This window comes from Thauera aromatica K172, from assembly GCF_003030465.1.
Taxonomy (GTDB): Bacteria; Pseudomonadota; Gammaproteobacteria; order Burkholderiales; family Rhodocyclaceae; genus Thauera; species Thauera aromatica.
The window spans coordinates 1,883,533-1,907,144 of sequence record NZ_CP028339.1 but is presented as its reverse complement, the minus strand read 5'-3'; the positions used below and the strand labels follow the sequence as shown (position 1 = coordinate 1,907,144).

The 23,612-nt window shown below is 66.3% G+C and carries 25 protein-coding genes; 17 read left to right on the top strand and 8 right to left on the bottom strand.

Annotated features, from left to right (window positions below):
• Window positions 1–12 precede the first annotated feature (12 nt).
• From Tharo_RS09040 to minE, 5 genes are all read left to right on the top strand, one after another.
• Complete coding sequence (locus tag Tharo_RS09040) at window positions 13–375, top strand: ArsC family reductase (protein WP_107220910.1); 363 nt, start codon at window positions 13–15, stop codon at window positions 373–375.
• Window positions 372–1,235: an Hsp33 family molecular chaperone HslO gene (gene hslO, locus Tharo_RS09035; RefSeq protein ID WP_107220909.1), complete on the top strand. Its 864-nt coding sequence runs from the start codon at window positions 372–374 to the stop codon at window positions 1,233–1,235. The genes Tharo_RS09040 and hslO overlap by 4 nt, the downstream gene beginning before the upstream one ends.
• 140 nt (window positions 1,236–1,375) lie before the next feature.
• Window positions 1,376–2,164: a septum site-determining protein MinC gene (minC, locus tag Tharo_RS09030; RefSeq protein ID WP_107220908.1), complete on the top strand. Its 789-nt coding sequence runs from the start codon at window positions 1,376–1,378 to the stop codon at window positions 2,162–2,164.
• Between the two features lie 33 nt (window positions 2,165–2,197).
• Window positions 2,198–3,010, top strand: coding sequence for a septum site-determining protein MinD (gene minD / locus Tharo_RS09025; protein WP_107220907.1), 813 nt, complete (start codon window positions 2,198–2,200; stop codon window positions 3,008–3,010).
• 1 nt (window position 3,011) lies between these two features.
• Window positions 3,012–3,272, top strand: a complete 261-nt coding sequence (gene minE, locus Tharo_RS09020; protein ID WP_107220906.1) for a cell division topological specificity factor MinE — start codon at window positions 3,012–3,014, stop codon at window positions 3,270–3,272.
• 65 nt (window positions 3,273–3,337) lie between these two features.
• Here minE and thrC read toward each other — a convergent pair whose 3' ends face one another.
• The 6 genes from thrC to Tharo_RS08995 form a co-directional block, all read right to left on the bottom strand.
• Window positions 3,338–4,792, bottom strand: a complete 1,455-nt coding sequence (gene thrC / locus Tharo_RS09015; RefSeq protein WP_107222373.1) for a threonine synthase — start codon at window positions 4,790–4,792, stop codon at window positions 3,338–3,340.
• A 99-nt stretch (window positions 4,793–4,891) separates the two neighbouring features.
• Window positions 4,892–5,104 (bottom strand): dodecin, encoded by a 213-nt coding sequence (locus tag Tharo_RS09010; RefSeq protein WP_107220905.1) that lies wholly within the window; start codon window positions 5,102–5,104, stop codon window positions 4,892–4,894.
• Window positions 5,105–5,127: 23 nt separating this feature from the next.
• Entirely contained in the window at window positions 5,128–5,271 is a 144-nt protein-coding gene (locus tag Tharo_RS17665; RefSeq protein ID WP_170110015.1) for a hypothetical protein, read from the bottom strand.
• 27 nt (window positions 5,272–5,298) lie between these two features.
• Window positions 5,299–5,961: an MOSC domain-containing protein gene (locus Tharo_RS09005; RefSeq protein ID WP_107220904.1), complete on the bottom strand. Its 663-nt coding sequence runs from the start codon at window positions 5,959–5,961 to the stop codon at window positions 5,299–5,301.
• Window positions 5,962–6,087: 126 nt separating this feature from the next.
• Window positions 6,088–7,395 carry a homoserine dehydrogenase gene (locus tag Tharo_RS09000; protein WP_107220903.1) on the bottom strand — a complete coding sequence of 436 codons (1,308 nt, stop codon included), beginning with the start codon at window positions 7,393–7,395 and terminating at the stop codon, window positions 6,088–6,090.
• Window positions 7,396–7,535: 140 nt separating this feature from the next.
• A complete protein-coding gene (locus tag Tharo_RS08995; RefSeq protein ID WP_107220902.1) occupies window positions 7,536–8,840 on the bottom strand; it encodes a pyridoxal phosphate-dependent aminotransferase in 1,305 nt (434 codons plus the stop codon).
• A gap of 238 nt (window positions 8,841–9,078) precedes the next feature.
• Between Tharo_RS08995 and Tharo_RS08990 the strand changes: the two genes are divergently transcribed.
• From Tharo_RS08990 to Tharo_RS08960, 7 genes are all read left to right on the top strand, one after another.
• Window positions 9,079–9,468: an Mth938-like domain-containing protein gene (locus Tharo_RS08990; protein ID WP_107220901.1), complete on the top strand. Its 390-nt coding sequence runs from the start codon at window positions 9,079–9,081 to the stop codon at window positions 9,466–9,468.
• 200 nt (window positions 9,469–9,668) lie between these two features.
• Window positions 9,669–10,124, top strand: coding sequence for a peroxiredoxin (locus Tharo_RS08985; RefSeq protein ID WP_107220900.1), 456 nt, complete (start codon window positions 9,669–9,671; stop codon window positions 10,122–10,124).
• A 50-nt stretch (window positions 10,125–10,174) separates the two neighbouring features.
• Window positions 10,175–11,638 (top strand): PhoH family protein, encoded by a 1,464-nt coding sequence (locus tag Tharo_RS08980; RefSeq protein ID WP_211309585.1) that lies wholly within the window; start codon window positions 10,175–10,177, stop codon window positions 11,636–11,638.
• Window positions 11,635–13,551, top strand: a complete 1,917-nt coding sequence (locus Tharo_RS08975) for a DUF294 nucleotidyltransferase-like domain-containing protein (protein WP_107220899.1) — start codon at window positions 11,635–11,637, stop codon at window positions 13,549–13,551. The genes Tharo_RS08980 and Tharo_RS08975 overlap by 4 nt, the downstream gene beginning before the upstream one ends.
• Window positions 13,548–14,189 (top strand): 3'-5' exonuclease, encoded by a 642-nt coding sequence (locus Tharo_RS08970; RefSeq protein WP_107220898.1) that lies wholly within the window; start codon window positions 13,548–13,550, stop codon window positions 14,187–14,189. The genes Tharo_RS08975 and Tharo_RS08970 overlap by 4 nt, the downstream gene beginning before the upstream one ends.
• A gap of 111 nt (window positions 14,190–14,300) precedes the next feature.
• A complete protein-coding gene (locus Tharo_RS08965) occupies window positions 14,301–14,846 on the top strand; it encodes a C40 family peptidase (RefSeq protein WP_107220897.1) in 546 nt (181 codons plus the stop codon).
• Between the two features lie 73 nt (window positions 14,847–14,919).
• Window positions 14,920–16,218: an IS1182 family transposase gene (locus Tharo_RS08960; RefSeq protein WP_107219580.1), complete on the top strand. Its 1,299-nt coding sequence runs from the start codon at window positions 14,920–14,922 to the stop codon at window positions 16,216–16,218.
• 229 nt (window positions 16,219–16,447) lie between these two features.
• On the opposite strand, the gene Tharo_RS08955 is transcribed toward Tharo_RS08960, so the two are convergent.
• A complete protein-coding gene (locus Tharo_RS08955) occupies window positions 16,448–16,774 on the bottom strand; it encodes a DUF2325 domain-containing protein (protein WP_107220896.1) in 327 nt (108 codons plus the stop codon).
• A gap of 130 nt (window positions 16,775–16,904) precedes the next feature.
• Here Tharo_RS08955 and Tharo_RS08950 point away from each other — a divergent pair, with 130 nt between their 5' ends.
• On the top strand, window positions 16,905–17,918 hold the full coding sequence (locus Tharo_RS08950; protein ID WP_107220895.1) for a Fe(3+) ABC transporter substrate-binding protein: 1,014 nt from the start codon (window positions 16,905–16,907) through the stop codon (window positions 17,916–17,918).
• Between the two features lie 229 nt (window positions 17,919–18,147).
• On the opposite strand, the gene Tharo_RS08945 is transcribed toward Tharo_RS08950, so the two are convergent.
• Window positions 18,148–19,812: an ABC transporter permease gene (locus Tharo_RS08945; RefSeq protein ID WP_107220894.1), complete on the bottom strand. Its 1,665-nt coding sequence runs from the start codon at window positions 19,810–19,812 to the stop codon at window positions 18,148–18,150.
• Window positions 19,813–19,947: 135 nt separating this feature from the next.
• On the opposite strand from Tharo_RS08945, the gene Tharo_RS08940 reads away from it, so the two are divergent.
• From Tharo_RS08940 to Tharo_RS08925, 4 genes are read left to right on the top strand one after another with little or no spacing between them, the layout of a single operon-like run.
• Window positions 19,948–21,072: an ABC transporter ATP-binding protein gene (locus Tharo_RS08940; RefSeq protein WP_107220893.1), complete on the top strand. Its 1,125-nt coding sequence runs from the start codon at window positions 19,948–19,950 to the stop codon at window positions 21,070–21,072.
• Window positions 21,069–21,776: a leucyl/phenylalanyl-tRNA--protein transferase gene (gene aat / locus Tharo_RS08935; protein ID WP_107220892.1), complete on the top strand. Its 708-nt coding sequence runs from the start codon at window positions 21,069–21,071 to the stop codon at window positions 21,774–21,776. The genes Tharo_RS08940 and aat overlap by 4 nt, the downstream gene beginning before the upstream one ends.
• Window positions 21,777–21,808: 32 nt before the next feature.
• Window positions 21,809–22,531 carry an arginyltransferase gene (locus tag Tharo_RS08930; protein WP_107222371.1) on the top strand — a complete coding sequence of 241 codons (723 nt, stop codon included), beginning with the start codon at window positions 21,809–21,811 and terminating at the stop codon, window positions 22,529–22,531.
• Between the two features lie 42 nt (window positions 22,532–22,573).
• Entirely contained in the window at window positions 22,574–23,581 is a 1,008-nt protein-coding gene (locus tag Tharo_RS08925; RefSeq protein ID WP_107220891.1) for a quinone-dependent dihydroorotate dehydrogenase, read from the top strand.
• The last annotated feature ends 31 nt before the right edge of the window (window positions 23,582–23,612 follow it).

Sequence of the window (23,612 nt, the reverse complement as noted above, 5' to 3'; positions counted from 1 at the left end):
ATGGAGAGTGCGATGCAAGCCGTGATCCACGGAATCAAGAACTGCGACACGATGAAAAAAACCTTCGCCTGGTTCGAAGGCACCGGTGCCGCCTACCGCTTCCACGACTACAAGAAATCCGGCATCGACGCCGCCACCTTGCAGCGCTGGTGCGAACGCCTCGGCTGGGAGTCGCTGGTCAACAAACGGGGCACGACCTGGCGCAAGCTCGCCCCCGAAGAGCAGGCGATCGCCAGCGAAGCCGCGGCGATCGCGCTGATGCAGGCCCACCCCGGACTGATCCGTCGACCGGTGATCGAGGCCGCCACCGGCGAACTCGTCGTCGGTCTCGACCCCGAACGCTTCGCTGCCGTCTTCACCGGAAACAAGCCATGAGCGCCCCTCTTCCTCCCAGTTATGTCCAGCGCTTCCTGCTCGAAGATCTCGACATCCGCGGCGCCATCGTGCGCCTGACCGACGTCTGGCAGGCCATGCAGGCCGGCCGCGGCTACCCGGAACCGGTCGCCCGCCTGCTCGGCGAGATGAGCGCGGTGTCCGCGGTGATCGCCGGCAACCTCAAGCAGCCCGGCCGCCTCACCTTCCAGGTCAGCAGCCACGGCCCACTCAGCCTGCTCGTCATCGACTGCACCGAAACCCTCAACCTGCGCGGTTATGCGAAAGGCGAGCGCGTGCTCGCCGAAGATACGCCGGGCGAACTGATCAGCGACGGCCGCCTGCAGCTCTCGCTCGACGTTCCCGGGCTGGCGCAGCCGTACCAGAGCCTGGTGCCGCTCGAAGGCGGCAGCATCGCGGAAATTTTCCAGCACTACCTCGCCCAGTCCGAGCAGCAGCCGGCCGGCTTGTGGCTGGCGTGCAGCGAGGGGGCCGCAGCGGCCCTGTTCGTGCAAAAGCTGCCGGGCGCCGACCAGAAGGATCTCGACGGCTGGTCGCGCGTACTCCAGCTCGCCCATACCGTGCGCAGCGACGAGCTGCTCGGACTCGAAGCGCACGACCTCCTGCGCCGCCTGTTCGCCGAGGAAAACGTCCGCCTGTTCGACGCCCGCCCGGTGACCCACGACTGGCCCGCCGATCCGGCCAAGGTCGCGGCGATGTTGCGCGCGCTGGGGGAGGACGAAGTGCGCGCGATCCTCACCGAGCACGGCGAGATCCTCGTCCACGACGATCTCTCCAACCACAGCTACCGTTTCGACGCCACCGACGTCGACGCGCTATTCCATCCGCCGACCCTGCATTGACCCCTGCGCAGACGCCGGACGACGCGGCCCGGAAGGCGCATTCCGGCACCGCCGGGGCGATCGCTACGGCATGGCGGCCGCAGCTTGCCCGAACGCGTGCCGATCAGTACACTCCCCTGAACTTAAAGCCCTTTCCGTCCATGTCCGCTAACGCGCCCGCCCGTCCGATCGAGTTCCGCAACACGACCCTGGGCGCAACCGTCGCCGTACTACAAATAGCCGAACCCGCCGCGCTCGCCGACGCGCTGCACAAGATGCTCGGCGGCATGCCGGACTTCTTCAACGGCGAACCCGTGATCCTCGATTGCGGCACTCTCCGCGAACTGCCGGACCGCATCGACTGGGCCGGCCTGCAATCCTTGCTGCGGCGCTATCGCCTCCAGCCGATCGGAATCACCCGGCTCGCCGAAGCTCATTGCGCCAGTGCCCGTCAGGCCGGGCTCGCCCTGCTCGATGCCGCACAATTCTCCGCCCGACCGGGACATGAGCGCCCTGCTTCCACCACGGCCCCGGCGGCGAAACCCGCGCCCGCGCCTGCCGCCGCGGCCCCCGCCACGACCGCTCCTCCGGCGCCGACCTCGGCTCCGCTGACGATGTTCGTCGATCGCCCGCTGCGTTCCGGGCAGCAGGTCTACGCCCGCGGCACCGACCTCGTACTTCTCGGCGGCGTCAGTCCCGGGGCCGAAGTCATTGCCGACGGCAGCATCCACTGCTACGGCCCGTTGCGCGGGCGTGCCATTGCCGGTGCCCAGGGCGAGCAGGCGGCACGCATCCTGACAAGCGACTTCGGCCCCGAGCTCGTCTCGATCGCCGGCGTCTATCGCACCTTCGAGTCCGGCATTGCCGAAGACTTCGCCGGCAAACCCGCCCTGGTGCGGCTGGCCGGCGCCGAACACACACTCAACATCGAAGCGCTCAAGCTCGGCTGAGCGGCCAGCACAGATCACGCACAAGGGGAAACCGTGAGAGTCATCGTCGTAACGTCCGGCAAGGGTGGCGTCGGAAAAACCACCACCAGTGCGGCCTTCGCCTCGGGACTGGCGCTGCGCGGCTTCAAGACCGCAGTCATTGATTTCGACGTCGGTCTGCGCAACCTCGACCTGATCATGGGCTGCGAACGTCGTGTAGTCTACGACCTGGTCAACGTCGTCAACGGCGAGGCCCGCCTCAACCAGGCCCTGATCAAGGACAAGCACTGCGAAAACCTCTTCATCCTGCCCGCCTCGCAGACGCGCGACAAGGATGCCCTGACCGAGGAAGGCGTCGAGAAAGTGCTCGAAGAACTCGAGCACCTGGGCTTCGAGTACGTGGTGTGCGATTCCCCCGCAGGCATCGAGCGCGGGGCGGTGATGGCGCTGACTTTCGCCGACGAGGCGATCGTCACCACCAACCCCGAAGTCTCCTCGGTGCGCGACTCCGACCGCATCCTCGGCATCCTGCAGTCCAAATCGAAGCGTGCCCGCGATGGCGGCGAGCCGGTCAAGGAGCACCTGCTGCTCACCCGCTACTCGGCCAAGCGCGTCGAAGAAGGCGAAATGCTCTCCTACAAGGACGTGCAGGAACTGCTGCGAGTGCCGCTGATCGGCGTCATCCCCGAATCCGAGTCGGTGCTGCACGCCTCCAACCAGGGCACCCCGGCGATCCATCTCAAAGGCACGGACGTCGCCGAGGCTTACGCCGACGTCGTCAGCCGCTTCCTCGGCGAGGAGTGCCCGCTGCGCTTCGTCAGCTACGAGAAACCCGGCCTGATCAAGCGCCTGTTCGGAGGCAAGTGAGATGTCCCTGCTCACCCGCCTGTTCGGCGAAAAGAAGAAGACCGCGGAAATCGCGAAGAACCGCCTCTCCCTGCTGATCGCCCACGAACGCGCGAGCGGCAGCCCGACCATCGACTTCCTGCCCGCGCTGCAGCGCGAGCTGATCGAGGTGATTTCAAAGTATGTCGCGGTCGCGCCCGACGACATCAAGGTCCAGCTCGACAAGCAGGACAACTTCGAGGTGCTCGAAGTCAATATCGTGCTGCCCGAACAGGCGCGCTGAGTTTTCTCCGGGCCGGCGGCAGGGCGGGAACGGCTCGGCCGGCACGCTTGCGCCGGCCCGGGTCGTCAGGCGCCGACGCGGTCGACGATGAAGCGCTTGACCGCGTCCGTGTCCGGCGCCATCACCTCGACGCGCTGGGGCAGGCTCTCGATGCCGTCGAGATCCGCCGGGCGCTCCGGTTCGCGCCCCAGCGCCTCGCGAATGGTTTCGGCGAACTTCACCGCCAGCGCGGTTTCCAGCACCAGCACCGGGACTCCGGCGGGAATCGCGCCCTCTTGCTGCCAGGCCACCTTGAGCGCGTCGGCGGTGTGGGTGTCGATCATCACCCCGTACTGGTCGAAGACCTTGCGGATCGTCGCCAGGCGGTCGGTGTGGCTGCTGGCGCCGGAAACGAAACCAAACTCGGCGATGGCGGCGAATTCGGGCGACGCCGACAGATCGAAGGCACGCCCGGCATCCACCTCGGCCCACAGCGCGGAAACTTTCTGCGGGTCGCGGCCGACCAGATCGAAGACGAAGCGCTCGAAGTTCGATGCCTTCGAGATGTCCATCGACGGGCTCGAAGTCACATGGGTCTCGGCGGCCTTGCGCGGACGGTAGACCCCGGTGCGGAAGAACTCGTCGAGGACGTCGTTCTCGTTGGTGGCGAGGATCAGCTTCGCCACCGGCAGGCCCATCCGGCGCGCGATGTGGCCGGCGCAGATGTTGCCGAAGTTGCCCGAGGGCACGCAGAAGGCGACCTGCTCGTCGTTGCTCGCGGTGGCCGCGAAATAACCCTTGAAGTAATACACGATCTGCGCCGCGACCCGCGCCCAGTTGATCGAGTTGACCGCGCCGATCTTGTACTTCGCCTTGAACGCGTGGTCGTTGGAGACCGCTTTGACGATGTCCTGAGCGTCGTCGAACATGCCGCTGACGGCGATATTGAAGATGTTGTCGTCCTGGAGCGAGTACATCTGCGCCCGCTGGAAAGGGCTCATCAGCCCGTGCGGCGAGAGCATGAACACGCGCACCCCATGCTTGCCGCGCATCGCGTACTCGGCCGCCGAGCCGGTGTCGCCCGAAGTCGCGCCGAGGATGTTGATGGTTTCACCGCGCTTGGCCAGCACGTACTCGAACAGGTTGCCGAGCAACTGCATCGCCATGTCCTTGAAGGCGAGCGTGGGACCATTGGATAGTTCGAGCAGGCCGAGGCGGCCTTCTTCGAGCCAGTGCACCGGCGTGATGTCGGCCGCACGGTCACCCTCACGCACATGGCAGTAGACCTCGGCGGTGTAGGTCTTGTCGCAGATCGCCTTCAGGTCGGCCGGCGGAATGTCGGTGATGAACTTCGACAGGATGGCGAAGGCGAGCTCCGCATAGGACAGCCCGCGCCAGGCATCGAGCTCGGCGCGCGTCACCTGCGGATAGGTTTCGGGTAGATAAAGCCCGCCGTCGGGCGCCAGTCCGCCGAGCAGGATGTCGCAGAACTCGGGGTTGGCGGGCTGGCCGGCATGGCCGCGGGTGGAAATATACTTCACGAAGCAGTCCTCGAGGATGACGTTATCGATGCACGCGCCGGAGCGCAAACTCCGGATTCTATCGAACTCGCCGCCCCTTCGGACCGCCCCGGCAGACAATCAGTCCGTTTCGAGACGGAAACCGACCTTCAGCGTGACCTGGAAATGCGCGACCTTGCCATCGACGATGTGGCCGCGCGTTCCGACCACTTCGAACCAGTCGATGTGGCGGATCGACTGGGCCGCGGTTTCAATCGCATTGCGGATCGCCGCGTCCGTTCCTTCACGGGACGAACCGACGATTTCGACGAGCTTATACACGTGATCCGGCATGATCTCTCCTCCTTGGTTGGGGCTCAGCCTGGCCCGGCATCCTCGGGCAAGCGCACATCCTGCGCCAGCCGTGCCTCGAAACCGCGAATCGACGCCGCATAGGCGCGCATGCCGAGCACGGTGATGACGATCAGGATGCCGATGAAAACGGCCAGCTTGAAGAGCATACCCCTTCCTGCACGAGCGCGGTCCGCTCAGGCTCCGTTCTGTTCCAGCCATGCCGCGCGGTCGCGGCAGCGCTCGGCCTTGTCCGGAGCGAGCCCGGGAGCTTCGGCGATGCGGCGGAAAAGGGCCGGATCGGGGCGGTGTGCGGTGATGCTGTCCCAGTAATGCGCCACGCTCAGCCAGGGGTTCGGACGCTCCTCGAGCTCGATCCGGTCACCGGCGGCGATCGTGCCGGGCGTGAGCACGCGGTAATACCAGCCGGTGATGCCGGCGGCCTCGACAAAGCGCGAGGCCTTGTCCGCGCCCAGGCGGCGGTCGATCTTCCAGCACGGCGAGCGCGGCTGGCTGAGCTGCACCCGCGCCTCGCCGATGCGGTAGATGTCGCCGATGAAAACGTCATGCTCGGTGAGCCCGCGGGTGCTGATGTTCTCGCCCAGCACGCCGGCACCGGCGAGCCCTGCGCAGTGCGGCCACTCTTCGGCAAGCAGGACGTAATGCTCCACCGGGTAGTGATGCAGCGCCTTGTGCGGCCCGCCGTGATGGCGCAGGTCGCCCTGCTCGTCCCCCTCCAGCCCGCTGGAGGTGAGCATCACCCGGCCGGCAACCGCCGCCTTGTAGATTCCGGTCGGTCCTCCCTCGGGCAGCATGGGCTGGACGCGGCCGATGAAAAGCTGGTCGATCGTAATGCTCATCGCACGGTTTCCATTCAAAGTCCGGCCTGTGGCGCGGCTGCCCCGGCAGCGCGCCGGAGATCGCAAGGCCGCGCCCTCAGGCACGGCTCCGGTCGCAGCGGTATCGTCCCGCTCGGCGATACGCGCTCAAAGGCTTTCCATGCGCAGGCGGGTGACCCTGCCCTGCACCACCGGCAGCGCCTCGATGCGGACGATCGCCGCGTTGGCCTTGCCTTCCACCGTCTGGTGGGTGAGCAGGATGATGTCGGTGTGCGACTCGCCCTCGGCAGCTTCCTTCTGGATCAGGGCCTCGATCGAGATGCCGCTGTCGGCGAGGATGCGGGTGATGTCGGCGAGCACGCCGGGCTTGTCCTCGACGTGCATGCGCAGGTAGTAGGAGGTGACCACCTCCTCGATCGGCAGCACCGGGATGTCCTGCACCTGGTCGGGTTGGAACGCCAGATGCGGCACGCGGTGCTCGGGATCGGCGGTGTGCAGGCGGGTGACGTCGACGAGGTCGGCGATCACCGCCGAGGCAGTCGGTTCGGCGCCGGCACCCTTGCCATAGTACAGAGTCGCACCGACCGCGTCGGCCTGGACCAGCACCGCGTTCATTGCCCCTTCAACGTTGGCGATCAGGCGCTTCGCCGGGATCAGCGTCGGATGCACGCGCAGCTCGATGCCCTCGTCGCGCCGGCGCGCGATACCCAGCAGCTTGATGCGGTAGCCGAGCTGTTCGGCGTAGGCGATGTCGACCGCGTCGAGTTTGCTGATGCCTTCGATGTAGGCCTTGTCGAACTGCATCGGAATGCCGAAGGCGATCGCGCTCATGATCGTCGCCTTGTGCGCGGCATCGACGCCCTCAATGTCGAAGGTCGGGTCGGCTTCGGCGTAACCCAGCGCCTGCGCCTCTTTCAGCACTTCGGCGAAGGGCAGGCCCTTGTCGCGCATCTCAGAGAGGATGAAATTGGTCGTGCCGTTGATGATGCCGGCCAGCCATTCGATGCGGTTCGCCGACAAGCCCTCGCGCAGCGCCTTGATGATCGGGATGCCGCCGGCAACCGCGGCTTCGAAGGCCACCATCACGCCCTTCTTCTGCGCCGCGGCGAAGATCTCGTTGCCATGCACCGCGAGCAGCGCCTTGTTGGCGGTGACCACGTGCTTGCCGTTTTCGATAGCCTTCATCACCAGCTCGCGGGCGACGCCGTAGCCGCCGATCAGCTCGACGACGATGTCGATCTCGGGGTCGGCAACTACCGCGAAAGCGTCATCGGAGAGTTTCACGTCGCCACCGGTAACCCGGCGCGCGAGTTCGAGGTTCTTGTCGGCCACCGTGGTGATGCGGATCGGGCGCCCGGCGCGACGGGTGATTTCCTCGGCGTTGCGTTTGAGAACGGTGAAGGTGCCGCCGCCGACGGTACCGATGCCCAGCAGGCCAACATTGATCGGTTTCATGCAGTGAATTCCGTGGTTTCAGAAGGAAGTGGAGTGGAAACGCGCGCCCCGGGCCTTCGCCGGTCGAGAAAACGCCGGGCCACCCCGGGTTTTCCTGCCCCCGAAGGGGGCGGAAACGGCAAAGCCGCTTCCTCGGGCGCTCAGCTGCCGTGGCGCTTGCGATAGTGTTCGAGAAAGCGCGCCACGCGCTCGATGGCGTCGCGCAGGTCGTCCTCGTGCGGCAGGAAGACCAGGCGGAAGTGGTCCGGATGCGGCCAGTTGAAGCCCGAGCCCTGCACCAGCAGCACGCGCTCCTCCTCGAGCAGTTCGGCGATGAAGGCCTGATCGTCCTCGATCGGATATACCTTGGGGTCGAGGCGCGGGAACATGTACAGCGTGGCCTTGGGCTTGACGCAGCTGACCCCCGGAATGCGGGTGATCAGTTCCCACGCCAGATCGCGCTGGCGGCGCATGCGCCCGCCTTCGGCGACCAGGTCGTCGATGCTCTGGTAGCCCCCGAGCGCGGTCTGGATCGCGTACTGGCCGGGGACGTTGGCGCACAGGCGCATCGAAGCGAGCATGTTGAGGCCTTCGATGTAGTCGTGGGCGCGACGCTTGTCGCCGCACACCACCATCCAGCCGGCACGGTAACCGCAGGAGCGGTAATTTTTCGACAAGCCGTTGAAGAGGATGGTCAGCACGTCGCCCGACAGCGCCCCCAGCGAGGTGTGCTCAACGCCGTCGTAGAGCACCTTGTCGTAGACCTCGTCGGCGTACAGGATGAGGTCGTGCTCGCGCGCGAGGGCGACGATCTCCTTGAGCACCGCGTCCGGATACACCGCCCCGGTCGGATTGTTCGGGTTGATGATGACGATGGCGCGGGTATTGGGCGTGATCCTCGCGCGCATGTCGGCCAGGTCGGGCATCCAGTCACGGGTTTCGTCGCACAGGTAATGCACTGGCTTGCCCCCGGAGAGGCTCACCGCCGCGGTCCACAGCGGGTAGTCGGGCGCCGGCACGAGCACTTCGTCACCGGCGTCGAGGAGCGCGTTCATCGCCATCACGATCAGCTCGGAGACGCCGTTGCCGATGTAGATGTCCTCGATATCGACGCCCTTGATGCCCTTTTCCTGGGTGTAGTGCATCACCGCCTTGCGCGCGGCGAAGATTCCTTTCGAATCCGAGTAACCCGCCGCGTTGGGCAGGTTACGGATCATGTCCATCTGGATTTCTTCGGGCGAATCGAAGCCGAAGGCGGCGAGGTTGCCGATGTTGAGCTTGATGATCTTGTGCCCTTCGTCTTCCATCTGCTTGGCGCGGGTCAGCACCGGGCCGCGGATGTCGTAGCAGACCTCGGCGAGCTTGGCCGACTTGCGGATCGGACGACTCGCGGCGGCGCCCGCTTCGGCAATGATCTCCGGTTCCGGGGATACCGTTGCGAGCTCGAGTGTCTTCACCGCTTTCATGATCGCCTTTCCTGCGTGATGGAAAATGAAGGGCGGCAAGGTTTTCCCCATGCCGCAAAAGGTTGTTATCTTAGCCCCGCTGCCGCACTGCGGCAATTTCACCTTGAATCGTCACTTTGAACCGTCCCCTCTCCCCTTTTCCACACTTCCTTCTCTTCCCCTCTTCCACGCCGCGCTGCCTCGCACGCTCCATTCATTTTTTCCGCCGGGCCTTTTTCCGACCGACCGAACCCACGCCATGAAGCTCTATCTCGACAGCCACACCAACACCCACGTCGTCACCGGTTACGGCGACGATCATGTGATGATCGACAAGGAACGCTACGAGGGCAACCTGCTGCTCACGGCCAACCGCATCGTCACCGGCTGGGCGCCGGCGGCCGGCGGCGACCTGGCCGGCCTCACCGAGGCCGATCTGGCCGAGGCCGCCGGGCTCGGCGCACAGATCCTGATCGTCGGCACCGGCCGCCGCCAGCGCTTCCCGCCGCCGCCGCTGCTGCGCCCGCTGGTCGAAGCGCGCATCGGCTTCGAGTTCATGGACTTCGCCGCGGCCTGCCGCACCTACAACATTCTCGCCGGCGAAGGCCGTACCGTAGCCTTGGCGCTGCTCCACGAACGAGCCGCGTGACGCCCCCATCGCCGCCCCTGCACACGCACCGCCCACGGCTGCACGGCGCCGGGCATTGTCAGCTCGCACGCGCTTCGGCTACTCTGGCCACGGACCGAGTTCGCCCTCGCCCCCTCGCCCTTGCCACTGCGGGTAAATCGCCCCGCATGGCAATCCGGCGGCCGAGGCCACGCAGGATAACTACGCAGGAGAGACCGGACTTGAGCACGACTCCCGCCCCCGATTTCAGCCTTTCCGCCACCGGCGGCAACACCGTCACCCTGTCCGCACTGCGCGGGCGCAAGCTGGTGATCTACTTTTATCCCAAGGACAATACTCCGGGCTGCACCAATGAAACCCGCGATTTCGGCAGTCTCCACGCCGCCTTCAGCGCCGCGGGATGCACGGTGTTCGGCGTCAGCCGCGACAGCCTGAAAAGCCACGAGAATTTCAAGGCCAAGCTCGAACTGCCCTTCGAACTGATTTCCGACCCAGAGGAAACGGCCTGCGAGGCCTTCGGCGTGATGAAGCTGAAGAACATGTACGGCAAGCAGGTACGCGGCATCGAACGCAGCACCTTCCTGATCGACGCCGAAGGCAAGATCGCCCGCGAGTGGCGCGGCGTGAAAGTGCCCGGCCATGCCGAGGAAGTGCTCGCCGCCGCGCAGGCGCTGTAACCGCATTCCCTGTTTCCGCAGCCCCGGCTGCCTCACCGGACCGCTCCGACATGCCCGCGACCCGCAAGACCGCCCCCGCCCCGACTTCCGCGAGCGCTTCGACACCGAAGCGCAGCGCGAACAGGAAGCTCCCCCCCTGCAAGCTCTTCGTGCTCGACACCAACGTGCTGATGCACGACCCCACCAGCCTGTTCCGCTTCGAGGAACACGACCTCTACGTGCCGATCATGACGCTGGAGGAACTGGACAACAACAAGAAGGGCACCAGCGAAGTCGCCCGCAACACCCGCCAGGCCAGCCGCATGCTCGACGAGATCGTCAGTTCGGCCGTCGACGGCATCGAGAACGGAATCGCGCTCGGAACCCTCTCCCACGGCCAGGCCAGCGGCCGCCTGCATCTGCAGACCGAAGCGATCGACGTGCGCCTGCCCGCGGCCCTGCCCACTGCGCGCGGCGACAACCAGATCCTCGCTGTGGTGATGCATCTGGTCGACAAGCACCCCGGGCGCGAGGTGATCCTCGTCTCCAAGGACATCAACATGCGCATCAAGGCCCGCGCCCTCGGCCTTGCCGCGCAGGATTACTTCAACGACAAGGTCCTCGAGGACAGCGACCTGCTGTACTCGGGCACCCTCGAACTGCCGGCCGACTTCTGGGACACCCACGGCCGCGGCATGGAGTCGTGGAAGGAGGAAGGCCGCACCTATTACCGGCTCAGCGGCCCGCTCACCCCCGACCTGCTGGTCAACGAGTTCGTTTTCCAGGACGGCGACAACCCGCTGCAGGCCTGGGTGAAGGAAAAGGACGGGCGCAGCGTGGTGCTGGAGACCCTGGTCGATTACAGCCACAGCAAGAACAACGTGTGGGGAATCACCGCGCGCAACCGCGAGCAGAACTGTGCACTGAACCTGCTGATGAACCCGGAGATCGACTTCGTCACCCTGCTCGGCCAGGCCGGCACCGGCAAGACCCTGCTGACGCTCGCCGCCGGACTGACCCAGACGCTGGAGTCGAAACGCTACAGCGAAGTCATCATGACCCGCGTCACCGTCCCGGTGGGCGAGGACATCGGCTTCCTGCCCGGCACCGAGGAAGAAAAGATGGCGCCGTGGATGGGGGCGCTCGAAGACAACCTCGACGTGCTCAACGGCACCACCGGCGAAGGCGGCGACTGGGGGCGGGCCGCCACGCGCGACCTGATCCGCAGCCGGATCAAGATCAAGAGCCTGAACTTCATGCGCGGGCGCACTTTCCTGAACAAGTTCCTGATCATCGACGAAGCGCAGAACCTCACGCCGAAACAGATGAAAACGCTCATCACCCGCGCCGGCCCCGGTACCAAGGTGGTGTGCATGGGCAACATCGCCCAGATCGACACCCCTTATCTGACCGAAGGTTCGTCCGGCCTGACTTTCGTCGTCGACCGTTTCAAGGGCTGGGCCCATTCCGGCCATATCACCCTGCAGCGCGGCGAGCGCTCACGCCTGGCCGACCATGCGGCCGAAGTCCTGTGAACGCCGACCAGCCGGCGGGCGCTCTTGCCACCGACCTGCTGGTCGGTGCGAGCACGGATTTCCTGCGCAACTTCTCCCCGTTCAACCGCATGGAGGCCGAAGCGCTGGCCTTTCTCGCCGGGCATGCCGTGCTCGCCTTCCACCCGCGCGGCACCGATATCCTGACGCCAGAAATGGGCGTTCCGAGGCACTTCTACATCGTCCAGCGGGGCAAGGTACAGGCACGCCAGACCGGCGCCGCCGTCGTCACCGAATACGCCAGCCTGTCCCTGGGGCCGGGTGAATGCTTTCCGATCGGCGCAATCTCGGCACGCCGCCCCTCGACCAACGCCTACACCGCGGCCGAAGACAGTTTCTGCTACCAGATCGGCGCCGACGAGTTCCTCCAGCTGATGCAGATGAGCCCGGTGTTCCACCTCTTCTGCACCCAGTACATCGCCAGCCTGCTGACCCAGTCCCGCCAGCAGCTGCAGACCACCTTCGCCCAGCGTGCCGCCGAACAGCAGACCATGACCACGCCGCTCGGCCAGCTGGTCAAGAAGGCGCCGGTGTTCGTCACGCCGGAGACATCGACCCGCAGCGCACTCGAACAGATGGAGCTGCAGCGCCTCGGATGCATGGTCGTCGTCGATGACGAGCGCCATCCGGTCGGCATCCTCACCCAGAGCGACCTGCTGCCGCGGGTGATCCTGGCCGGATTCGACCTGTCCCGCCCGATCGGCGAACTGATGACCGCCAACCCCCATCAGCTCGCCGCCACCGCTTCGGCCTACGATGCGGCACTCGAGATGGCGACCCATGGCGTGCGTCATCTGCTGGTCGTGGACACCGAAAACCGGCTCAAGGGCGTGGTGTCCGAGCGCGATTTGTTCGCCCTGCAGCGCATCAGCCTGCGCCAGATCCGCGCCGGCATCGAGAACGCCGCCGACATCGCGGCGCTGCAACGCGCGAGCAGGGACATCCGCCAGCTCGCGCTCAACCTGATCGCCCAGGGCATCGGCGCCGAACAGCTCACCCAGTTCATCTCCGCGCTCAACGACGCCCTGACCCGGCGCATCATCGGCCTGGCCCTCGAAGAACACGATCTGGTCGGCATCGACTACGGCTGGATCGCGTTCGGTTCGGAAGGCCGGCACGAGCAGACGCTGTCCACCGACCAGGACAACGGCATCATCTGGCGCTGCCCCGAGCGCCAGGACGGCGAACCGATCCGGCGGCGCCTGATCGCGTTCGCCGGGACGGTCAACCACAATCTGGCCGCCTGTGGCTTTCCCCTGTGCAAGGGCAACATCATGGCCAGCAACCCCGAGCTGTGCCTGACCCCCGCGGAATGGAAATCGCGCTTCGGCGCCTGGATTCGCGAGCCCGACCCCCAGGCCCTGCTCAATGCTTCGATCTTCTTCGATTTCCGCGTCCTGTACGGCAACGAACATCTCGGCGATCAGCTACGCAGCTGGCTCAACAAGACGGTCAAGGGCAATTCCGCCTTCCTGCGAATGATGGCGGTCAACGCCTTGCAGGTGATGCCGCCGCTCGGGCGGATCCGCGATTTCGTCCTCGAGGACGACGGCTGCATCGATCTCAAGAAATCCGGCGCGCGCCTGTTTGTCGATGTCGCGCGCATCCTCGCGCTGCGCACCGGGGTCGACTCCAGCAGCACGGTGCAGCGCCTGCGCCAGGCCAGCATGAAGATGGGCGTCAGCACCGAGGAGGTGGCGGCGATCATCGACGGTTTCCACTTCATCCAGCTGCTGCGCCTGCGCGCCCAGCACCTCGAAACCGAGCACGACGCACCGGGCGACAACCGCATCGACCCCGACACCCTCAACGAGCTCGACCGCCGCATCCTGAAGGAAGCGTTCCGCCAGGCGCGCAAGCTGCAACTGCGGCTCAAGCTGGACTATCAGCTGTGAGCTGGCTGTCGCGTCTGATCGTCGCGCGCGGCGACCACCCGCCCCTGAGCGCGCAGGCACAAGCGCAGCTCAGGCAATGGCGGCAACTGCCTGCGCCCGAACTCGACCGCCCACACTTCGAGACCCGCTATGCGGTCGTCAACACCGAGGCGACCGGACTCGACCTCGCTTCCGACCGCCTGCTGGCGATCGGTGGGCTGGCGGTCGATGGCGGGCTGATTCACTCCCAGGACGCCTACTATGCGCCGCTCGAGCCCGCGCCGGCCGATGCCCTGGCAGGCCTGTTCGGCCTCTTCGGCAACTCGCCGCTGGTCGCATTCAATGCCGGCTTCAACCGCAGCATGCTCGAGCGTGCCCTCCAGGCCCATCTCGGGATCACTCCCGAGTTGCCGTGGATCGATCTCTACTTCGTCCTGCCCGCCCTGTTCCAGGACCGGTTCGTGCGCCCGGCCCGCCTCGCCGACTGGATGAACAGCTTCGGCATCGAAACCTTTCAGCGCCACCATGCCCTGGGTGACGCCTGGGCGATCGCCCAGCTCCTGCTCGCTGCCCAGGCGCGCGCGCTGACCCTCGGCGCAGCGACCCCGCGGGCGCTCGCGGACATCGAGCGGGCTTCCCGGCAGAAGTGGAGCCTCTGAATGCTCCGGCCAAAGGCCGCCGGCCGGGGCGCTGAAGAACCGTTCAGAAAACTTCTTTCGGGGCCCCTTTTTTCATTTACATCCCTGAAACGCTTGCGTATATTCCGCGAAATGTTTTTCCGCCCCCTCCTCCTCGCCCTCGCACTCTTGCTGCCTCCCGCCGCCCACGCGAGCCAGGCCAGCCCGGCGACCCAGGATGCGGCCACCGCAGTTTCGGCGCTGGATGAATACACCACGGCCGCCGAGCAGCTCGTCGATGAAGCGCTCTCCTACCTCGGCATCCGCTACCGCTTCGGCGGCACTTCGCCCTCGACCGGGCTCGACTGCAGCGGTTTGGTGCTGAACGCGTTCCGCAATGCGGTCGGCCTCGACCTGCCGCGCACGGCCCGCGAAATGGCCGCGCTGGGCGACCGCATCGGCCGCCAGGAACTCAAGCCCGGCGATCTCGTGTTCTTCAACACGATGCGCCGCACCTTTTCCCACGTCGGCATCTACCTGGGCGACGGCCGCTTCGTCCATGCGCCGTCTTCGGGGGGCGAAGTCCGGGTGGAGAACATCGCCTCGCGCTACTGGTCGCAGCGCTTCAACGGCGCACGCCGCCTGCTCGGCGACGGCGACACCTTCGGCGCATCCCGCACCCTGCTCGGCGTACGCTGAGAGTTTGTGAAAATTTCCCGCCAATTCATTTGGTATAATTCTTGCATTCCAGCCACCCTCCGGTAACCCAGTCATGACAGCTCACGCCCGCGTGGTTCTGCCGAACCGCAGCCAGATGGAGTTTCGCGCCAGCGACCTCGAGTCGCTGCTGCCGGAAGGTCATCGGGCGCGGCTGGTGTGGTCGTATGTGGCCGGGCAGGACTTGGGGCGCTTCTATGAGCGGATCCGGGTGCGTGAGGGCGGGGTTGGTCGGGCGGCGATTGCGCCGGAGATCCTGCTGTCGCTGTGGCTGTACGCGACGCTCGACGGGGTGGGTAGCGCGCGCGAGGTGGCGCGCCTGACCGATGCGCATGATGCGTACCGTTGGTTGTGCGGCGGGGTGCAGGTCAATTACCACACGCTGTCGGACTTCCGGAAGGATCACGGCGAGGCGCTCGACGAGTTGCTCAGCGCCAATGTGGCAACGCTGATCGACGCCGGGGTGGTGAAGCTGCGCCAGGTGGCGCATGACGGCATGCGGGTGCGGGCCAGCGCGGGGGCGGGATCGTTCCGGCGCGAGGACAAGCTCGCGGGCTACCTGGAGGCGGCCCGCGAGCGGGTTGCGCAACTCAAGGCCGAGCTCGAAGCCGACCCGGGCAAGGCCGATCGGGCTCGTCAGGCGGCACGGCTGCGCGCGGCCCGTGAGCGCGAGGCCCGGGTGGCTGAGGCGCTGGCGCGCTTGCCCGAGCTCGAAGCGATCAAGCGCCGCCAAGGCAAGGCCGCCGATCAGGCGCGCGCCTCGACGACCGATGCCGAGGCGACGGTCATGAAGATGGGCGACGGCGGGTTTCGGCCCGCCTACAACCCGCAGTTGGCCAGCGACGTCGATTCGCTGGTGATCGTGGGCGTCGAGGTGGCCACGGCGGGAAGTGATCAGGGTCAGATGGTGCCGATGATCGAGCAGGTGCGCGAGCGTTGCGGTCAGGCGCCCGAGGCCTGGCTGGTCGATGGCGGCTTCGTGGGTCACCAGCAGGTCGAACAAGCCAGCGCGCACACCACGGTGTACGGGCCGGTGCCGGCGGCCAAGGACAAGACGGTGGATCCGCACCAGCCCAAGCCGGATGACAGTCCTGCGGTGGCGGCGTGGCGAGCGCGCATGGGGACCGACGAGGCCAAGGCGATCTATAAGAACCGCGCCGCAACCGCCGAGTGCGTCAATGCCCAAAGCCGCAACCGGGGACTGCAGCAGTTCCGCGTGCGCGGACTGGCCAAGGTCAAGTGCGTGGTCCTGTTCTTTGCCTTGGCCCACAACCTGATGCGTATGGCCAGCCTCGCGCCGGAGATGCTCGCCCTCGGGAAAGGTGCGTCTGCAGTGACCGGAATCGGGGCTTGAACGTACGAAACGGCGAAAAACGACCCGAAAAACCAGATAACGCGAGTGCCTTTATGCTGAACAGATCATCTGGCCGCCACGGCGGTCACAAGCCCACTTGCGCCCCCTTCGGTGGGCATAACCGAAAAGCTCACAAGCTCTGAGCGCATCCGCGGCGCGCCCCGGCTCCCGTCGCGGCGCCCCTTCTCTGCGCCCCCCTTCTCTGCGCCCCCTCTCCTGCGCGCCACGTTCACCGGCGACCGCAAGCGACCGAGCAGTCCGCACACGCTTCCCCCAGGCGCTTGCCCAGCGCCTGCTGCAATGCGCAAGTCGAGCGCCGGCAGCACACCACCATCACCCCCTCGCGGCTGGCCGCATCGCGGAAGCGCTGCATGACGTTGTGGCCGATGAAATCGGTAAACAGGATCACCAATCCGACCCCCGCCGGCAGCGGTGCGCACCGTCTTTGATGCGTGGTGTCGCGCCCGCTCACATGTGCGGCGATCCGGATGCCGAAAGTGCGGAGTACATCAGGAATGTTGCCGAGCCGGTCGGCCCCGACGAGCAGTGCATTCATGCAAACCTCTTATTTGAGAACAGTTCCCATTAATCATGCACCGAATGCGAACTATTTGCAACTGCAAATCTTTATCGTTAATATCGGCTCCCAGAAATCACCCCGCCCTCACTCGCAAAGGCTGCCAATCATGATCAAGAAAGCTGTCCTCGCCTCCCTGCTGTCCGCAATCGGATTGACCGGCGCCGCCACGGCCGCCGAGCTCAACATCTATTCCGCCCGCCACTACCAGACGGACGAGCAGCTCTACGGCAACTTCACCAAGCAGACCGGCATCAAGATCAATCGCATCGAAGCCAAGGAAGACGAGCTGCTCGAGCGCGTGCGCACCGAAGGCGCCAACAGCCCGGCCGACATCTTCATCACCGTCGACGCTTCGCGCCTGGCCAAGGCCGATGAGCTCGGCATTTTCCAGCCGGTGAAGTCGGCCACGCTGGAAGCCCGCATCCCCGCCCATCTGCGCGCCGACAACTGGTTCTCCTACTCCACCCGCGCCCGCATCATCGTCTTCAACCCGGAGATGGTGAAGGCCGAGCAAGTCCAGACTTACGAGCAGCTCGCCGAACCGGCGCTGAAAGGCCAGGTCTGCACCCGTTCGGGCAGCCACCCCTACAACCTGTCGCTGGGCGCGGCGATGATCAAGCACAACGGTGCCGAGGCGACGGAAAAATGGGCGAGCGGCATCGTGGCAAACTTCGCGCGCGCGCCCAAGGGCGGCGACACCGACCAGATCCGCGCCGTCGCGGCCGGGGAATGTGGCGTGGCGATCGCGAACAGCTACTATTTCGCCCGCCTGATGAATTCGAACAAACCCGAAGACCAGGCCGTCATCGCCAAAGTGAAAGCGGTGTGGCCGAACCAGGCCACCTGGGGCACGCACATCAACGTTTCCGGCGCCGGCATGCTCAAGCACGCCCCGAACAAGGAAGCCGCGGTCAAGTTCCTCGAATACCTGGCCTCGGATGAAGCACAGACGTATTTCGCCAACGGCAACAACGAATGGCCGGCGGTGCCCGGCGTCAAGGTCGACAATGCGGCGCTGAACAAGCTTGGCGAATTCAAGGCCGACACCCTGCCGATCGGTGAGCTCGCCGCGACCGTCGCCGAAGCCCAGCGCATCTACGACCGCGCCGGCTACCGCTGAACACGGTGTCGCCGGCCCCGGCGGGCGGGGACGACGAGCGCAACGGCCCCCGCATCCAGAGGATGCGGGGGCCGTTTCCGTCAACGCGCCAAAGTCACATCACGCACCGATCATGCCGCGGCCGTGCACGACATCGGTAGTGGTGCGAAGCCGCGTTTCCGCGGACAGACCCGGCTCGGCTTCGGCACGGACGATTCGATTCATCCCGCTTGACCCGAAAGACGGTTGCTCAGGCCTTGCGCCGTACGGCGAGGATCTGGCGCGAGATCAGGATCATCGGCAGCAGGCCGACCGCGACGATGATCAGCGCTGCGGTGGACGCTTCGGCCAGGCGCTCGTCCGAGGCCAGGGTATGGGCCTGGGTCGCCAGGGTGTCGAAGTTGAACGGCCGGATCACCAGCGTCGCAGGCAACTCCTTCATCACATCGACGAACACCAGCAGGCCGGCGGTGAGCAGGCTGCCGCGCAGCATCGGCACGTGCACCCGGCGCAGCGTCGCCCAGCGGCCGAAGCCCAGACTGCGCGACGCATCGTCCATGCTCGGCGTGATCTTGCCCAGGCTGGATTCAACGGTCTGCAGCGCCACGGCGAGAAAGCGCGCCAGGTAGGCGTACAGCAGGGCAGCGATGCCACCGGTGAGCAGCAGCCCCGGGTTGCTGCCGAACAGCGCCTCCCAGGACTGGGCAAGCCAGTTGTCCAGACGCGTCAGCGGAATCAGCACCCCGACCGCGATCACCGAGCCGGGGACGGCATAGCCCAGTCCGACCACCCGGTTCAGCGCATGCGGCAGACGCGAGCGCGCCAGACGCGCCGCATAGCCGAGGACGATCGCGAGCAGCACTGCGATCAGGGCCGTCAGCGCGGCAAGGACGAAGCTGTTGCCCGCCAGGTGCACGAAGCGCGAACCGAACTGGGCATCGCCGTCGAGAAACGCCATCTCCAGCAACAACGCGCCGGGGAGCAGGAAACCGAGGAACAGCGGCATGAAGCAGGCGAACGCGGCGAGCAGGCCCAGCGCCGGAGGCAGACGGTGGCGCACGGGAAGGCTAAGCTGGCGCGAGGTGTTGTTGAAGCGTGCGCGCCCCCGGCTGATGCGTTCGAGCGTCAGCACGACGACGACGAAAGCGAGCAGCGCAGCCGACAGCTGGGCGGCGGCGATACGGTCGCCGAGCGAGAACCAGGCACGGTAGATCCCGGTAGTGAAAGTCTGCACCCCGAAATAGGATACGGTGCCGAAATCGGCCAAGGTCTCCATCAGGGCCAGAGCCGTGCCGGCGACCACGGCGGGCCGGGCCAGCGGCAGCGAGACGCGGAAGAACGAGCTCCAGGGGCCGAGTCCGAGCGAGCGCCCGGCCTCGAGCATGCCGCCGGCGCGCTCGAGAAAGGCCGCACGCGCAATCATGTACACATAGGGGTACAGGACGAACATGAACATCGTCACTGCCCCGCCCACCGTGCGCACGTCGGGAAACCAATAATCTGCGCGGCGCCACTCGAAAGTGGCGCGCAGCCACGTCTGCACCGGCCCGACGTACTGCAGGAAGTCCGTATAGACATAGGCCATGACGTAGGCCGGTACCGCCAGCGGGAGCACCAGTGCCCATTCGAAAAAGCGCCGCCCGGGAAAATCGAGCATCGTCGTCAGCCAGGCGGTGGTGATTCCGATCGAGGCCACACCCAGACCGACGCCGGCACACAACACCACGGTATTGAAGAGGAATTCACCCAATACCGTGTCCGCCAGGTGCGACCAGGTGGAACTGGTGCCACCGATGAAGACGTTGGAAAATACTGACAATACCGGTGCAGCGATCAGCGCTGCGATCACCACGGCCGTCGATGTCAGCGTCGCCCCCTGCAGGCGCACTCGGGCCTGCCCCCCCTTTGCATTCATTCCGTTTCCGTTGTCGTGGAGCGCGCCGGATGGCAGGCGCCCGCCTTTCGATGGCAAATTATAATTGATCGCATTTGAATCGCCTCGATGCAATAATCGCGGGCGATACGAATTCATTGCGCCGCAAGCCCGACCATGTCACATCTCCAGCTCAACGACATCGACCTCGCGTTCGGCGATCACCTGGTGGTCCGCCAGCTCTCGCTGCGCCTCGACCGTGGCCGCATCGGCTGCCTGCTCGGCCCCTCGGGCTGCGGCAAGACCACGGTGCTGCGGTGCATCGCCGGCTTCGAACGTCTGCGTGCCGGCGAAATCAGTCTCGACGGCAGCATCGTCAGCAGCGTCGCCTACACCCTGCCCCCGGAGCGCCGCCGCATCGGCATGGTGTTCCAGGACTACGCCCTGTTCCCCCACCTCTCGGTCGCGGAAAACATCGCCTTCGGCCTGCGCGGGGAAAACGCCGCCTCCCGCCGGGCGCGCGTCGAGGAGTTGCTCGGCCTCGTCGGACTGGACGGACAGGGCGGCAAATACCCCCACGAGATGTCCGGAGGACAACAGCAACGCGTCGCCCTGGCCCGCGCGCTGGCGCCACGGCCGAGCCTGCTGCTGCTCGACGAGCCTTTTTCCAACCTCGATGTCGAGTTGCGCGAACGCCTGTCCTACGAAGTCCGCGACATCATCAAGGCGACCCGGACCACCGCCATCCTCGTCACCCACGACCAGCACGAGGCCTTCGCCGTCGCCGACGAGATCGGCATCATGCACGAGGGCCGCATCCAGCAGTGGGATACCCCGTACAACCTCTACCATCGCCCGGCCAACCGCTTCGTCGCCGACTTCATCGGCCAGGGCAGCTTCCTGCGCGGCCGCGTGCTCAACGACCGCGAAGTACGCGTCGAGCTCGGCGTGCTCAACAGCGCCGTGCCGCTGGTGTGCGGCGAAGACTGTGGCGGCTGCACCCACGGCAGCGACGTCGATGTCCTGCTGCGCCCGGACGACATCGTCCACGACGACCTCAGCCCGCTGCGCGCCGAAATCGTGCATAAAGCCTTTCGCGGCGCGGACATCCTGTACACGCTGCGCCTGAGCAGCGGGGCCAAAGTGCTGTCGCTGGTTCCCAGCCATCACAACCACACCATTGGCGAACGCATCGGCATCCGCCTCGATGTCGATCACGTAGTGACGTTCCAGGACGAGCTCACCGGGCTCGATCTCGCCGCCCACCCCGAGGCGCAGCGACCGCAACCGGGCGGAGCATGATTCCCTGGCTGGGCAGCGAGCCGGCCTTTCCGCCGCTGGAGCAGGCGCTCGCGGAACCGAACGGCCTGCTCGCAGCGGGCGGTTCACTTGCCCCCGAATGGCTCCTCGCCGCCTACCGCAACGGCATCTTCCCCTGGTTCAGCCCCGGAGAGCCGATCCTGTGGTGGAGCCCGGATCCGCGCCTGGTCCTGTTCCCCGAGCGCCTCCATATCAGCCGGACGCTGCGCCGGACGCTGCGCCGGCAGCGCTTCGAAGTCCGCCTCGACACGGCTTTTGCTGCCGTGATGCAGGCCTGTGCCGCACCGCGCGGCCCCGGACTGGGCACCTGGATCACCCCCGAAATGCGCTCTGCCTACCAGCGCATGCACGAACTAGGCCATGCCCACAGTGTCGAATGTTGGCGCGACGGCAGGCTCGTCGGCGGACTCTATGGGATGGCGCTGGGCAAGGTGTTTTTCGGCGAATCGATGTTCTGCCGCGAAACGGACGCCTCCAAGGTCGCCCTCGCCCATCTCGCCCGCCTGCTCGCGGAGCGCGAATATGGCATGATCGACTGCCAGATGACGACTGCGCACCTGCTGTCGATGGGCGCAGAGGAAATATCACGGACCGATTTCTGCCGCGCGCTGGCGCACTGGACTCCGATCGGCCCACCGCCGTGCCGCTGGCCGGCGGATGCGGCCGCCGGGTTCGCCTGGCCCTGAACGAAACCGCAACACTGCCCGCAGGCCACATCATGCGACAGGACTACCCCTATGCGCTGATCCAGTTCTACGCCACCGCTCCGTATGCCTGCTCCTATCTGCCCGAGCGCAGCGCACGGTCGCAAGTGGCTACGCCCGGCCATCTGATCGACCCGCAGGTGTACAGCGAGCTCGTGCGCCGGGGGTTTCGCCGCAGCGGCGTGTTCACCTACCGCCCGCATTGCGATCACTGCCAGGCCTGTGTTCCGGTGCGTATTCCGGTGCAGCGCTTTCATCCCGACCGCAGCCAGCGCCGCGCCTGGAACCGGCACGCCGGCCTGGAGGCAAGCGTGCTGCCGCTGCACTTCGAGGAAGAACACTACCTGCTCTACCAGCGTTATCAGGCCGCCCGCCATGCCGGCGGCGGCATGGATCTGGACAGCCGCGAGCAGTACGAGCACTTCCTGCTGCAAAGCCATGTCGATACCCACCTGGTCGAATTCCGCGAAGACGGCCTCCTGCGCATGGTGAGCGTGATCGACCGCCTCTCCGACGGACTTTCCAGCGTCTACACTTTTTACGAGCCCGGGCTGGCACGCACGGCGTTCGGCACCTACGGCATCCTGTGGCAGATCGAGACCTGCCGCGCCCTGCGTCTGCCCCATGTGTATCTCGGCTACTGGATCGCGCAGAGCCCGAAAATGGCCTACAAGGCCCGCTTCGGAGGGCTCGAAGCACTGCGTGGCGGCGAGTGGCGAGCACTTGCCGCAAGCTGAACGGCAGTCGCACCCCATCGGCCGAATCGCTACAATCCGCCGATGCTCTACGACATCGCCCGCCCGCTGCTGTTTTCGCTCGATGCGGAAACCGCCCACGAACTGACCTTGCACGCCCTCGCCCTGGCCGGCCGCCTGCTGCCCCCGGGCAAACCCGAGGCGGCCCCGACCGTCGAAGTGATGGGCTTGCGCTTTCCCAACCGCATCGGCCTCGCCGCCGGCCTCGACAAGAACGGCGAGGCCATCGACGGCCTCGCACGCATGGGGTTCGGCTTCATCGAAATCGGCACCATCACCCCGCGCGCGCAGCCGGGCAACCCGCGCCCGCGCATGTTCCGCCTGCCCGAAGCGCACGCCATCATCAACCGCATGGGTTTCAACAACCACGGCGTCGACGCCCTCCTCGCCCATGTCGGGGCGGCAAAATACCGCGGCATTCTCGGCATCAACATCGGCAAGAACGCCGACACCCCGATCGAGCGCGCCGCCGACGACTACCTCGCCTGCCTCGACAAGGTGTATGCGCAGGCCAGCTACGTCACCGTCAATATTTCCTCGCCCAACACCAAGAACCTGCGCCAGCTCCAGGGCGAGTCCGAGCTCGACGACCTCCTCGGCCGCCTGAAAGCGGCCCAGGCACGACTCGCCGACACCCACGGGCGCTACGTGCCGCTCACCCTCAAGATCGCCCCCGACCTCGACGATGCCCAGATCGTGAACATCGCCGACACCCTGCGCCGCCACCGCATCGACGCGGTGATCGCCACCAACACCACGATCGCGCGCGACAAGGTCCAGGGCCTTCCCCACGGCAACGAGCCGGGCGGACTATCCGGCGCGCCGGTGTTCGACGCCTCCACCGCGGTCGTCCGCCGGCTCGCCGGCGCGCTCGCCGGCGAGCTGCCGATCATCGCCGCCGGCGGCGTGCTCGACGGCTCCGGTGCGCGCGCCAAGATCGATGCCGGCGCCGCGCTGGTCCAGCTCTACAGCGGCCTGATCTATCGCGGCCCGGCCCTGGTGCGCGAGTGCGTGCGCGCCACCGCGGCCTGAAAGCGGCGCCGTCACGCCCGGCCCATCCCCG